The organism is Alphaproteobacteria bacterium, assembly GCA_015231795.1.
Classification (GTDB): Bacteria; Pseudomonadota; Alphaproteobacteria; order Rhodospirillales; family WMHbin7; genus WMHbin7.
In genome coordinates, this window is record JADGAX010000006.1 from 38,260 (window position 1) to 50,968 (window position 12,709).

The window sequence follows — 12,709 nt, forward strand, 5'->3', positions numbered from 1 at the left end:
AGATGTTCATGGCTACCTCGCTTCCGCCAGTTCCGGCGGCCTTTGCAAGGCGCCAGCCAAGACTGGCGCTTGCGCGGGTGGGGGCGTTGCCTGTTTCTGAAGCGTCTTGGCGGCACCTGCGCTTGGAACCTGCAAGACCGGCTTTGGCGGTTGCGCCGCGGCGGGCAGCATCCTGGGCTTGTCCAGGACGGGGGCGGCGGGCCTGGGCATGATCTTCGCTGACGGCAAAGGATCGCTAGACGGCAGCGGCAATTGAGGGCCGATCACTTCCCGCCTGGGCAGATCGGCGATCATCGCCACTTGGGTGGCCGACATCGGCTCCATATTCAAGTGACGTTCGGCCAGGGCCTTTAAGCGCGCCGGTTCGTTCAGGAAAGTCCATTCCGCCTTCAAGACGTGAATGGCTTGCTGATCGGCGAAAGTCTGCCTGCGCGTTTCGGCCAGGCTGGCTTCCATGGCCTGCACTTCATGTTTAAGAAGATATATTCCAACGCCGCCGCTTAAGCCCAGAACCATCCAGAACACTGTGACAAGACGAATCATGACGCCCCGCTTTCCCAGGCCATCGCCTGACTGCGCGTGGCAAAGCGCAAACGGGCCGAGCGGGCGCGCGGATTGGCCTGCACCTCGGCTTGCGAAGGCATGCGCCGTCCGACGTCCACGAAGCTGGGTTCGTGGCTTTGCCTGGTTTCGGGCAGATGGCGCGAACCACCCGGCCCCTTTTGCGAACGTTCTTTGACGAACTCCTTGACGATGCGGTCTTCCAGAGAATGGAAGGCCACCACGGCCAGACGACCGCCCGGCTTTAGAATGCGTTCGGCGGCGCGAAGCCCCCGCTCAAGCTCGCCCAATTCGTCGTTGACCGCGATGCGCAGCGCCTGGAAGGTGCGCGTCGCCGGATCGATTCCATCGTGGCTTTTGCGCATGACCGAACGGATCACTTCGGCCAGCTGCGAGGTGCGGGTGATCGGCCTGGCCTTCACGATGGCCTTGGCGATCCGCCTTGAATGGCGCTCTTCGCCCAGGCGATAGATCAGATTGGCCAGATCCTCTTCTTCCATGTCGTTGACCAGATCGGCGGCCGTCGTCCCGCTGGCGCTCATGCGCATGTCCAAAGGCCCGTCGAAGCGGAAGGAAAAGCCGCGCTCGGGATTGTCGAACTGCGGCGAGGAAACGCCGATATCCAGCGTCACCCCATCGACGGCGCTGACGCCGCGCTCTGCCAGCAATTGATCCATCTGCCCAAAGCAGCCATCGATCACCTGCAAGCGCCCATTGTAATTTCCGGCCATGTCGCGGGCCGCTTGCACGGCTTCTGGATCGCGATCGATCGCCCAGACGGTGCATGCCACGCTGTCGAGCAAGGCTCTGGCATAGCCGCCACGCCCGAAGGTTCCGTCAACGAACACCTCGCCCGCCTGCGGCTTTAGCGCCGAAACGACCTCGGACGCCATGACGGAAAGATGGGTCATGCCCCACCCCCCAGCTTCAGCGTCGGGCGCTTTAGCTTGGCACGCTCCATCGCCTCGGCCCTGAAAGCCTTGAAGGCGTCGGGTTGCCAAAGTTCGAACGTTTTGCCCAGCCCCACCATCTGGACTTGATCGGAAATGCCCGCATGAGCGATCAGCTCCTCGGGCAACACGACGCGCCCGTCGCCGTCGAAGGACAATTGATGGGCGCTGGCGAAAATCAGGGCGGCCAGATCGTCCTGCTCGGACGAGAAAGCGGGCAATTCATCGGCCCCCTCGGACAGTTTGGCCATGCGTTCGATGCCGCCCGCCTCGATGGCCTGCTTGGAAAAGGACGGAAAGGCCACCACGCCCGCGAAAGCGGACCCGGACAAGGCAGCGCGGAAGGAAGCCGGGATGCTGACGCGCCCCTTCTTGTCCAACCGATTGAGAAAGCTGCCCATGAACAGCTGCATCTCAGGCGTCCCCTGCCCTTGTGGCCGTTGACCAAGCCGCCCTTAACCCTCTGATCGGATAAGCCTTATGCCGATTCAGAGGGGCCTAGTGGGCGGCAACCCCACCCAAGCCGGACCTGATACGGGCGCGGTATGGGCTTGTATGGGATAACATGGTACTGTCTGGGAGTCAATGGACTTTCTAAGTAAAAACATGGGAAATCAACGGATTTAGATAAAACTCGAAGCAATTGGGCAGGCAAAATGGCCGTTCCAGGCCAAGCTCGGAAAGAGGAACCGGCCACGAATCGCATCGGTTATTGTGTACTTGATTTGTTCCTGTCGGCTTCCAAGTGGCGTCCGCCAAGAAGGGCGGCTAAACTGCCCGGACAAGAATTCAGAAAGGTTCCGACCCGACATGACGCGCAAACTTTTCGGTACCGACGGCATCCGCGGCACCGCCAACACCGAACCTATGACCGCTGAAATGGCCCTGAAACTGGGCATGAGCGCCGGGGCTTTGTTCATTCGCGGCGATCACCGCCATACGGTGGTCATCGGCAAGGATACCCGTCTGTCCGGCTATCTTCTGGAACCGGCCCTGACGGCAGGATTCATCTCGGTCGGCATGGATGTGGTGTTGCTGGGACCCTTGCCCACGCCCGCCGTCGCCATGCTGACGCGCTCGCTGCGCGCCGATCTGGGCGTCATGATCTCCGCCTCGCACAATCCCTATCAGGACAACGGCATCAAGCTGTTCGGCCCCGACGGCTTCAAACTGTCCGACGAGATGGAACTGGATATCGAACGGCGCATGGAAAACGGCCTGACCGAGGGGCGCGTCGGTCCCGATAAATTGGGCCGCGCCCGCAGGCTGGATGACGCGCTTGGCCGCTATATCGAATATGTGAAAGGCACTTTTCCCAAACACTTGCGGCTGGATGGCCTGAAGATCGCGTTGGATTGCGCCAATGGCGCCGCCTATCGCGTGGCTCCCACCGTGCTGTGGGAATTGGGGGCCGAGGTGGTGAAGATCGGCGTCGAACCCGACGGCCTCAACATCAACCGCAATTGCGGCTCGCTGCATCTGGATGCGCTACGCACCGCCGTCGTGACGCATGGCGCCGATCTGGGCATTGCGCTCGATGGCGACGCCGACCGGGTGGTGATGTGCGATGAAAACGGCAAGGTGATCGATGGCGACCAAGTGATGGCCCTGATCGCGCAGAATCTGGCTATTCAGGGCAAGTTGAAGGGCGGCGCCGTGGTCGCCACCGTCATGTCGAACATGGGGCTTGAGAAATTCCTGCGCGGCCTGGGAATCGGGCTTCTGCGCACCCCGGTGGGCGACCGCTATGTCATGGACCGCATGCGCGCCGATGGGTTCAACCTGGGCGGCGAGCAATCGGGACATATCATTCTGGGCGATGTCGCCACCACCGGCGACGGGCTGCTGGCCGCCCTTCAGGTTCTGTCCGCCCTGATCGAAATAAGGAAACCGGCCAGCGAAGTCCTGACCTTGTTCAAGCCCTTCCCGCAATTGCTGGTCAATGTGCGGCTGAACTCGCCGCACGACGCCAAGATGGTCATGGATGACGACCGCGTGAAGGCGGCCATCGATGCGGGCGAAGGGCAGCTTGACGGCATCGGGCGCGTTCTGATCCGCAAGTCGGGCACCGAACCCCTGATCCGCGTGATGGCCGAGGGCGAGGATGAAATGCTGGTGCAAAGCGTCGTCGACGACATCGCCAAAACCGTGCGCAGCGTGGGCCAAGTAGGATGATGGATTCGAACCAACTTTACGCGGGCAAGGCCCGCGCGCCGCGCTCCGTCGCGGCGGGAGCCAAGGGATGCGGAGCATCCCGCCCGGCACATGAGGGGCGAATATAATGAAAGGCCGCGTCTTGATCATCGCCGGTTCCGATTCAGGCGGCGGAGCGGGCATCCAGGCCGACATCAAGGCAGTGACGGCGCTTAACGCCTATGCCGCCACGGCGATCACCGCGATCACGGTGCAAAACACGCTGGGCGTTAGCGATGTTTTCGCCATTCCAACCAAGGTCATTCAGGCTCAGATGGAAGCCGTGCTGTCCGACATCGGCGCCGATTGCCTGAAAACCGGCATGCTCAGCCAATCCGACGTCATCGAAACCGTGGCCTCCACCATCCGCCATCATGCGCCGCATGTGCCGCTGGTGGTCGATCCGGTGATGGTGGCCAAGGGCGGCGCCTCGCTGCTGGCCAAGGAAGCGACGATGGCCCTGATCGAGGAATTGCTGCCGCTGGCCAGCTTGATCACCCCCAACGCCCCCGAGGCAGAAGCGCTGACCGGCATGAAGATCGAAAGTCCCGCCGATTTCGGACCCGTGGCCGAACGGCTGGCCCAGATGGGTGCCAAGGCGGTTTTGCTGAAGGGCGGGCATGTGTTGGGCGAAACCGTGGTCGATCTGCTGTATATGGGCGGCAAGACGCAGCGCTTCGCCTCGCCGCGCATCGAAAGCAACAATACGCATGGCACCGGCTGCACCCTGGCCTCCAGCATCGCGGCAGGCATCGCCCAAGGCTTGGCCTTGCCGCAGGCGGTGGCCCGCGCGCGGGCCTATGTCTGGCAGGCCATCGCCACCGCCCCCGGCTACGGCCATGGCCACGGCCCGCTGAACCACGCCCATACGGTGGGGGAATTCACGGGGATGGAGTAGGCGTTGCATGAATGAAACCCTTTCCTACCAACTTCTTCATCTAAATGAGTTGAAGAAGCGCATTGACCTTCGCGGAAAATGCGTTCTTGAAATCGGCGGATGTTTACCTCGTTCGCATGCAATCGAAGCAACCGGCGCCAGCCGTTGGATCGGGGTCGATCTTCCAGACTATTGGCAGGAAAGTGGCGACGACAATCCGTCGCAGAGCTACGAGGCCCCCCGTTTCCCTATCGGAAAGGCGGATGACTGCGCCGGGCTGGATTACGCCCTGTTGTTGGGCGACGCAATCGATCTGCCAAAGGGAACAGGCCCCTTTAATGCAGTGTTCTCAAGCTGCGCTTTCGAGCATATCCAAGGCCTGGAAGAGAGGCTGCGGGCGATAAGGAACTTCCTCGCTCCCGGAGGAGTCCTGCTCGCAGTCGCCATGCCCATTTGGTCTTCGCCTCATGGAGCGCATTTACTGCCCATCCGCGACAATGACGGAAAAACGTGGCAGCCAGAAGAACTTCACTTGCCGGACTGGCATCAGCTTCTTCTTACGCCAGAAGAAATGGAAAAGCATCTTTCTGAACGGAAGATACCAGTTGAGATCATTGACAAAGCTGTGGATTGGGTTCACCGCTCCCCTCATCTTAACCGCCTCTTCGCCGGTGATTACGTTCAATTGGCTGAAAGCGCCGGTTATTCAACGTGCTCCACATTTTTTCCGGAAGCTGTCGGCTGGGCCAACCGGGAAACCATGCAAGTCTTAGAAATGCTTTATCCAGGCAAAGGCCCTTTCGATAGGGCAGGAATTATGATTGAGCTTTGGAAATAAGACCGGCCCTTCGCTTAAACGAATTTCTACTTTTGGGCTTGCAAGATACGGCACTGCCTGTAGAAGTGTATTGGTAATTAATTAATCCGCAATCGGGATGCCGCTTATGACATCGCAAGTCAGCATCGGCGAGCAGGTCGCGCAGATGGTGGATCTTATCGGCGCTTTCTATGGCCTTCCACAATCGCCCGCTTTATCCAGTTTGATCGAAACCCGCTCTTTTGAAACCCGCAACAGGCTAGCGCGTCTGCGCTCCAAGCCCAGCCAAGATAGAATCCGCATTGCCATCAGCATCAAGGGGATCGGGGCCAAGGAAGAAGAATGCTTGGAGCGCAACAATCCCGAGATAGCGCTTGTCCAGCCATCCGACGCCGACATCGTCATTACTGATCCGCACACGCCCGACTTGGACGCCCTGCTTTCAGCCGATGCGTTGCGCGTTTTCTGGGCCCACGATCATCATCATACATTCGCCCATTATGTGATGCACCTTATCAAGACGAACATTGTTGTACCCGCGCATTTCTGTCGGCGCGACCATCTGGCGGCCTTCAATCGGCATATCGCCGACACGGTTCCCGCCACCACCAATCAATGGTCTCAAGAGGAAATCGCCGCTTTCTCGGCAAGGCCAGCGGCGCTTGCGCGCCACAACGCCTTGTATGGCGGCTTCGGGGCCTATGATGTCTGCCTAGACAGAAGCATGTTCGTCGGCGCACTCATGGAACGCCTGCCTGAACACGCCCTCTCCGTCAGGCGCATTCAAAATGCCGACGATCCCTTTTTTAGCATGTCGGCGCGGGAACGCTATGATGAATGGCGCGGGTATAAAGTTTCGCTTGCAGCGGCGATCAACCAAGACATACCCATCCGCATTTTTGACGCCTTGGCGACCGGGCAGATTCCCATCATTCCCGATTCCATCGTCAATCTGAACTGGATCATCTCTGTGGAAGACCAGCAGCGCCTTGGCATCGAGCGCTACCATTTTGAAGATCCAGATTCAGCCATCAGCGCCTGGCGGCGCGCGCTCACAAATTTCGACCGCCTGGGCGAACAGGGCATCCAGACTAGGATCGAGTATTTTCTGAAGAATCACAGCCTGATACAGCGCGTCGAGAAAATTCTTCGCGCTCTTCCAATTTGAGCTGACTACCCCATCCAATCGGGCAGTTTTTGCGCCGCGATCATGGCGTCGTAGGTTGGGCGCGCGCGGGTGACGGCGAACTGGTCGCCCTTCACCATCACTTCTGGAATCAAAGGCCTGCCGTTATATTCGCTGGCCATGCTGGCGCCGTAAGCGCCCGCCGTGCCGAAGGCCAGCAATTCGCCCTTGTACAGCATGGGCAACAACCGCCCGGCTGCGAACACGTCCGAGCTTTCGCAGATCGGCCCCACCACATCGACGGCGCGCTTGGCCGCCCCCGGCTTTGGTTCCTTGACCGGCAGAATGTCGTGATAGGCGTCGTACAGAGCGGGGCGCATCAGATCGTTCATGCCCGCATCGACCACGACGAAACTTTTCACCGCCCCTTCCTTGAGGCGCACGATCTTCGTGAGCAGAATGCCCGCATTGCCGACCAGCAGGCGTCCGGGTTCGAAGACCAGCTTGCAACCCAGGTCGCCAACGCAGGATTTGACCACCTTGGCATAGTCGCTGGGCAGAGGCGGCGTTTCGTTGACGCCCGGCTCGTAGGGCACGCCAAGCCCGCCGCCCAGGTCGATTTTGCGGATGGGAATGCCATCGGCCTGCAACATCAAGGTCAGGTCGCGCAGGCGCAGGAAGGCGTCCTGGAAAGGCTGCAAGTCGGTCAGCTGCGAGCCGATATGAACGGCCACGCCCGCCACTTCGATGCCGTCCAGCTTCATGGCCTGCTTGTAAACGGTATGGGCCTGCGTCCAGTCGATGCCGAACTTGTTTTCCTTCAGACCCGTGGTGATCTTGGCATGCGTTCCGGCGTCGATATCCGGATTGACGCGCAGCGCGATACGCGCCGTCTTTCCCAGGCGCTGAGCCAGGTGCGACAGTTCCAGCAATTCTTCATAGGATTCCAGATTCAACTGGCCGATGCCGGATTCCAGGGCGAAGATCAGTTCTTCCTCGGTCTTGCCGACGCCCGAAAAAACGATTCTCTCGGCTGGAATGCCCGCCGCCATGGCGATTCTGGCCTCGCCTTCGCTGACCACATCGGCGCCAGCGCCCAATTTGCCCAACGCCGCCGCCACGCCCAGGCTGGGATTGGCCTTCATGGCAAAGCAGATCAGATGGTCGGTTCCCGCCAGCGCTTCGTCGAGCACCTGGAAATGGCGCTCCAACGTGGCCTGCGAATAGACGTAGACCGGCGTGCCCACCTGTTCGGCGATCAAGGTCAGCGGCACGTCTTCGGCATGCAGAACGCCGTTCCTATACTGGAAATGGTTCATGGTCAGCGCCTGGGATAGGTGTTGGGAAAGCTGGTGCCTTCCGGAAATTCCGGCTTCACCTTCTTGCCGCAAGCCGAGACGGACAGCGGCAGGGCCAGCACAGCCAGCGCCAGGATCAATCGCAGAATTCTCATTTCGCCCCCCTGGCGGATTCAACCGCATGCCTCACATTGGCGGGCGCGGTGCCGCCGAAGCTGGTCCGACTATTGACCGATTTTTCCACCGTCAGCACGCCGAACACGTCAAAGGTGATCCCTGGCTCAATGGCCTGCAGATCGGAAAGCGACAATTCTTCAAGCCCGCAGCCCTTCTCCTCGGCCAGCTTCACGATGCGTCCCGTGACATGATGGGCCTGGCGGAAAGGCATGTTCAGCTTTTGCACCAGCCAATCGGCCAGATCGGTGGCGGTCGAAAATCCGCTTCCCGCCGCCGCCTTCATGCGCTCCTTGTTCACGGTCAGATCCGACATCATGCCCGCCATGGCGGCCAGCACCAGTTCCAACGTGTCGGCGGCCTCGAAGACCGGTTCCTTGTCGTCTTGCATGTCCTTGGAATAGGCCAGCGGCAGGCCCTTCATGACGATCAAGAGCGCGTTCAGATCGCCGATCACCCGGCCAGCCTTGGCCCTGGAAAGCTCGGCGGCATCGGGGTTACGCTTTTGCGGCATGATGGAACTGCCGGTCGAGAAAGCGTCGGACAGGCGCACGAAGCCGAATTGCGGCGTCGTCCACAGCACCAGTTCTTCGGCCAAGCGCGACATATGCACGGCCAGAATGGCGCCGGCGGCCAGGAATTCGATGGCGAAATCGCGATCCGACACCGCATCCAGCGAATTGGCGGTGGGACGGTCGAAGCCCAGCCTTTGGGCCACGAAATGCCGATCCACCGGAAATGAGGTTCCGGCCAGCGCCGCCGAACCCAGCGGACACTCGTTCAAGCGCTTCCTGGCGTCTTGAAAGCGACCGGCATCGCGCGCCAGCATCTCGACATAGGCCATCAGGTGATGGCCGAAAGTCACCGGCTGGGCGGTTTGCAGATGGGTAAAGCCCGGCATCACCGTCTCGGCATGTTCCTGGGCGCGGGTCAGCAGCACCGAGCGGAAGGCCTCGATCTGGCCCAGCAGGCGGTCGATGGCGTCACGCACCCACAGTTTGAAATCGGTCGCCACTTGGTCGTTTCGCGATCTGGCGGTATGCAGGCGTCCGGCGGCGTCGCCGATCAACTCGCTCAAACGGGTTTCGACATTCATATGGATGTCTTCATAGGCGTTCTTGAATTCGAAGCGTCCGCTCTCGATCTCCAATAAGATGGCGTCCAGCCCACCCAAAATGGCCTGGGCATCGCTGGCGGCAATGATCCCCTGCTGAGCCAGCATGGCGCAATGGGCCTTGGACTGGGCGATGTCCTGGGCGTAAAGTCGTTGGTCGAAACCGATGGAGACGTTGATTTTCTCCATCACGGCCGAGGGTCCGCCTTCGAAGCGTCCGCCCCAGATGGTGCTGGCCTTGCTGGTCATAAGGAGAGTTCCAAAATGCGGTTCATGATCGGTCTTGTTGCGCTGCTGGTTCTGGGAACAAGCGATGCCTGGGCCGCCATGCCCCTGCCTCGCGCCTTCGGCCCCAACACCTACACTATTCCGGCTGCGCTCGAAAGCCTGCTTGCACTCGATCCCCCTAAAGCGATGCCTAAAACCGCTTTTCTCGACCCGTCAGGAGCGCCGGTCAGTTTCTCCCGCTTCAAGGGCAAGCGGGTCCTGGCCTTTTTCTGGTCGCAAGCCTGCGTGCCTTGCCTGAAAACCATGCCCGAGTTGAACGCCATGGCCGAGAGCAGCGGCAAATATTTCGAGGTCGTGCCGATCGCCATCGATTCCCATGGTGCTGTGGGTACCAAGTCCCTGCTGACCCGCCAGAAATGGAGCCATTTGAAAGGCTATTCCGACCCCAATCGGGAATTGGCGACGGCGCTTGGCATCAGTATGCTGCCAACCAGCGTGCTGATCGATCCATCCGGCATGGCTACGGCGATCCTTCTGGGGCCGCAGGCCTGGAACAGCCAGGAAACCCTCAGCCTGATCGTCAACGGCCCCTCCACCCCCCTCGTTCCCTCTGGCAAATAGACGGATTTCCATGTTTTCGAAGAGATATCAACTATTTGTGGCTGTCGCCATGTTTCTGGCTGGCATTGCCATGGCCATGCTTTTGTCCCAGGGCGGCCCTGAACCAAGCCAGCCTTCCACCAGCGTCTCGGGCAAGCCGGTCCCCACCCAGGGCGAAGGACTGGCCGCCACCGTTCCGCCCCAACTTCCCTCGCCCGTCGCCTTCGAAGGCCCCGACGGCAAGGATGTGACGCTGGACGATTTCAAGGGAAGTTGGGTGATCGTAAATTTCTGGGCCACTTGGTGTTCGCCCTGCGTCGCGGAAATGCCCGCCTTCAAGCGCATGCTGGACGGGCTGGGTGCTGACGCCCCGAAATTCGTCGCCATTTCCATCGACGCCATGGGGCGCGCCGCCGCCGAACCTTTTGCCCAATCCAAGGGTTGGACGCATGTCAAAGCCTATGCCGACCCCAAAAGCGATCTCTACCGCACCTTCCAAAGCCCCGGCATTCCCTTGACCGTGCTGATCGATCCAGAGGGGCGCGAAGTGGCCAGACGCCTGGGACCGGCCAAATGGGACGGCGACTTGGCGACCGGCCAGATCAAGCGGCTGATGGCTGGTGAGAAGTTGTGAATAGCCCTGTCATTCTGCCCCTTTATACCCGCCCGCCCAGGCCGCCGGATGGCAAGCCGCTGCGGGTGGTCAGCGACTATCAGCCAGCTGGCGACCAGCCCAAAGCGATTGCCGACCTGACCGATGGGCTTATGAAGGGCGAACGCGATCAGGTGCTGCTGGGCGTCACCGGCTCGGGCAAGACCTTCACCATGGCCAATGTGATCGCCAACGTGAACCGCCCCACCTTGATCCTGGCTCCCAACAAGACGCTGGCCGCCCAGCTTTACGGCGAGATGAAGGGCTTTTTTCCCGACAATGCGGTCGAGTATTTCGTCTCCTACTACGACTATTACCAGCCCGAAGCCTATATCCCACGCACCGACACCTATATCGAAAAGGATTCGGCGATCAACGAGCAGATCGACCGCATGCGCCATGCAGCCACCCGTTCGCTCTTGGAGCGGCGCGACGTGGTGATCGTGGCCTCGGTTTCCTGCATCTACGGTATCGGCTCGGTCGAATCCTATGCCCGCATGACCATCGCGCTTGAGATCGGCCAGACCATCGAGCGCGACGACCTTTTGAAAAAGCTGGTCGAGTTGCAATTTAGGCGCAACGACATGGCCTTCGAGCGCGGGGCCTTTCGTGTGCGCGGCGATTCCATCGACATCTTCCCGACGCATTACGAAGACCGCGCTTGGCATGTTTCGCTGTTCGGCGACGAGATCGACGGCATTCATGAATTCGACCCGTTGACCGGCGAAACCACGGTGCGTCTGGACCGCATCGTGGTCTATCCCAACAGCCATTACGTAACGCCGCGCCCGACCATCACCCAGGCCATCAAGGGCATCAAGGAAGAACTGCGCTTGCGCCTGGCCGATTACAACACCCAGGGCCGATTGCTGGAGGCCCAACGCCTGGCCGAGCGCACCGGCTTCGATCTCGAGATGATGGAAACCACCGGCCACTGCAAGTCGATCGAGAATTATTCGCGCTATCTAACTGGCCGCAAGCCCGGCGAAGCGCCGCCGACCCTGTTCGAATATCTGCCCGAGGACGCGCTTTTGATCGTCGATGAAAGCCATGTCACCGTGCCGCAGGTGGGCGGCATGTATAAGGGCGACTTTGCCCGCAAATCGACGCTGGCCGACTATGGCTTTCGCCTGCCGTCATGCATCGACAACCGGCCCTTGAAGTTCGAGGAATGGGACGCCATGCGCCCGCAATCGCTGTTCGTTTCGGCCACGCCGTCTTCTTGGGAATTGCAGCGCACCCAAGGCGTTTACGCCGAACAGGTGATCCGACCCACCGGGCTGGTCGATCCGGTTTGCGATGTTCGCCCGGTGGAAAATCAGGTCGATGACCTGATGAAGGAATGCCGCGAGATGGCAAGGCGGGGCAGCCGCGTGCTGGTGACCACGCTGACCAAACGCATGGCCGAGGACTTGACCGAATATCTGCACGAACATGGCGTGCGGGTGCGCTATCTGCATTCCGACATCGACACCATCGAGCGCATCGAGATCATCCGCGATCTGCGCATCGGCGCCTTCGACGTCCTGGTCGGCATCAACCTGCTGCGCGAAGGGTTGGACATTCCGGAATGCGCACTGGTGGCTATACTGGATGCCGACAAGGAAGGCTTCCTGCGCTCGAAAACATCCTTGGTGCAAACCATCGGACGCGCCGCGCGCAATGTGGACGGCCGCGTGCTGCTGTACGCCGACAAGATGACGGATTCCCTGACCTACGCCATCGGCGAAACCAACCGGCGGCGCGACAAGCAGATGGCCTATAATCAGGCGCATGGCATCACGCCGGAAAGCATCAAGAAAAGCATCGGCGACATTCTAGACTCGGTGGCCGAAGCCGATTACGTCACCGTCAGCACCGGGGCTGGTGAGGTGCAGCATCTGGTCGGGCGCGACATCGATTCCTACCGGGCCGAGTTGGAAAAGAAGATGCGCGCCGCCGCCGCCGATCTGGAATTCGAGGAAGCGGCCCGCTTGCGCGACGAATTGCGCCGCGTCGAAGCCATTCAGCTTGGCGACGGGGTTGCCTTGGGCAAGGCGGGCCTGCCCCGCGGCATGGGCGAGAAGCAACCAAAACCCAAGAAGCGGCGCAGGTAGTTGTCAGCTTTCAGCTTTTTTTT

The 12,709-nt window shown here is 60.5% G+C and carries 12 protein-coding genes; 7 read left to right on the forward strand and 5 right to left on the reverse strand.

Annotated elements, in window-relative coordinates; genetic code table 11:
* Nucleotides 1-12: 12 nt before the first annotated feature.
* From HQL44_12875 to HQL44_12885, 3 genes are read right to left on the reverse strand one after another with little or no spacing between them, the layout of a single operon-like run.
* Nucleotides 13-543, reverse strand: coding sequence for a hypothetical protein (locus HQL44_12875; protein ID MBF0269474.1), 531 nt, complete (start codon nucleotides 541-543; stop codon nucleotides 13-15).
* Nucleotides 540-1,472 (reverse strand): 16S rRNA (cytosine(1402)-N(4))-methyltransferase RsmH, encoded by a 933-nt coding sequence (gene rsmH, locus HQL44_12880; GenBank protein MBF0269475.1) that lies wholly within the window; start codon nucleotides 1,470-1,472, stop codon nucleotides 540-542. Before rsmH ends, HQL44_12875 begins: the two co-directional genes overlap by 4 nt.
* Nucleotides 1,469-1,924, reverse strand: a complete 456-nt coding sequence (locus HQL44_12885) for a division/cell wall cluster transcriptional repressor MraZ (protein ID MBF0269476.1) — start codon at nucleotides 1,922-1,924, stop codon at nucleotides 1,469-1,471. The genes rsmH and HQL44_12885 overlap by 4 nt, the downstream gene beginning before the upstream one ends.
* 397 nt (nucleotides 1,925-2,321) lie before the next feature.
* Between HQL44_12885 and HQL44_12890 the strand changes: the two genes are divergently transcribed.
* From HQL44_12890 to HQL44_12905, 4 genes are all read left to right on the forward strand, one after another.
* Entirely contained in the window at nucleotides 2,322-3,686 is a 1,365-nt protein-coding gene (locus HQL44_12890; GenBank protein ID MBF0269477.1) for a phosphoglucosamine mutase, read from the forward strand.
* A gap of 106 nt (nucleotides 3,687-3,792) precedes the next feature.
* The gene (thiD, locus tag HQL44_12895) at nucleotides 3,793-4,602 is read left to right on the forward strand and encodes a bifunctional hydroxymethylpyrimidine kinase/phosphomethylpyrimidine kinase (GenBank protein ID MBF0269478.1); all 810 of its coding nucleotides are present in this window, start codon (nucleotides 3,793-3,795) and stop codon (nucleotides 4,600-4,602) included.
* 7 nt (nucleotides 4,603-4,609) lie between these two features.
* Entirely contained in the window at nucleotides 4,610-5,419 is an 810-nt protein-coding gene (locus HQL44_12900) for a methyltransferase domain-containing protein (GenBank protein MBF0269479.1), read from the forward strand.
* Between the two features lie 106 nt (nucleotides 5,420-5,525).
* Complete coding sequence (locus tag HQL44_12905) at nucleotides 5,526-6,566, forward strand: hypothetical protein (GenBank protein ID MBF0269480.1); 1,041 nt, start codon at nucleotides 5,526-5,528, stop codon at nucleotides 6,564-6,566.
* A gap of 5 nt (nucleotides 6,567-6,571) precedes the next feature.
* Here the strand turns inward: HQL44_12905 and lysA are convergent, their stop codons facing one another.
* Together lysA and argH are read right to left on the reverse strand one after the other, a co-directional pair.
* A complete protein-coding gene (gene lysA, locus HQL44_12910) occupies nucleotides 6,572-7,843 on the reverse strand; it encodes a diaminopimelate decarboxylase (GenBank protein ID MBF0269481.1) in 1,272 nt (423 codons plus the stop codon).
* Between the two features lie 130 nt (nucleotides 7,844-7,973).
* Entirely contained in the window at nucleotides 7,974-9,359 is a 1,386-nt protein-coding gene (argH, locus tag HQL44_12915) for an argininosuccinate lyase (GenBank protein MBF0269482.1), read from the reverse strand.
* Between the two features lie 24 nt (nucleotides 9,360-9,383).
* On the opposite strand from argH, the gene HQL44_12920 reads away from it, so the two are divergent.
* Genes HQL44_12920 through uvrB form a run of 3 tightly spaced genes read left to right on the forward strand, consistent with a single transcriptional unit; the run spans nucleotide 9,384 to nucleotide 12,686 of the window.
* A complete protein-coding gene (locus HQL44_12920) occupies nucleotides 9,384-9,959 on the forward strand; it encodes a TlpA family protein disulfide reductase (GenBank protein ID MBF0269483.1) in 576 nt (191 codons plus the stop codon).
* 37 nt (nucleotides 9,960-9,996) lie between these two features.
* Nucleotides 9,997-10,572, forward strand: coding sequence for a TlpA family protein disulfide reductase (locus HQL44_12925; protein MBF0269484.1), 576 nt, complete (start codon nucleotides 9,997-9,999; stop codon nucleotides 10,570-10,572).
* Between the two features lie 59 nt (nucleotides 10,573-10,631).
* Complete coding sequence (uvrB, locus tag HQL44_12930; GenBank protein ID MBF0269485.1) at nucleotides 10,632-12,686, forward strand: excinuclease ABC subunit UvrB; 2,055 nt, start codon at nucleotides 10,632-10,634, stop codon at nucleotides 12,684-12,686.
* Nucleotides 12,687-12,709: the final 23 nt, after the last annotated feature.

Excerpts from the sequence above, each read along its gene's own strand:
- HQL44_12900 (MBF0269479.1), top strand. The coding sequence starts at position 4,610 with ATGAATGAAACCCTTTCCTACCAACTTCTTCATCTAAATGAGTTGAAG.
- thiD (MBF0269478.1), top strand. The coding sequence starts at position 3,793 with ATGAAAGGCCGCGTCTTGATCATCGCCGGTTCCGATTCAGGCGGCGGA.
- HQL44_12885 (MBF0269476.1), bottom strand. The coding sequence starts at position 1,924 with ATGCAGCTGTTCATGGGCAGCTTTCTCAATCGGTTGGACAAGAAGGGG.
- HQL44_12920 (MBF0269483.1), top strand. The coding sequence starts at position 9,384 with ATGATCGGTCTTGTTGCGCTGCTGGTTCTGGGAACAAGCGATGCCTGG.
- HQL44_12905 (MBF0269480.1), top strand. The coding sequence starts at position 5,526 with ATGACATCGCAAGTCAGCATCGGCGAGCAGGTCGCGCAGATGGTGGAT.
- HQL44_12890 (MBF0269477.1), top strand. The coding sequence starts at position 2,322 with ATGACGCGCAAACTTTTCGGTACCGACGGCATCCGCGGCACCGCCAAC.
- rsmH (MBF0269475.1), bottom strand. The coding sequence starts at position 1,472 with ATGACCCATCTTTCCGTCATGGCGTCCGAGGTCGTTTCGGCGCTAAAG.
- argH (MBF0269482.1), bottom strand. The coding sequence starts at position 9,359 with ATGACCAGCAAGGCCAGCACCATCTGGGGCGGACGCTTCGAAGGCGGA.
- lysA (MBF0269481.1), bottom strand. The coding sequence starts at position 7,843 with ATGAACCATTTCCAGTATAGGAACGGCGTTCTGCATGCCGAAGACGTG.
- HQL44_12875 (MBF0269474.1), bottom strand. The coding sequence starts at position 543 with ATGATTCGTCTTGTCACAGTGTTCTGGATGGTTCTGGGCTTAAGCGGC.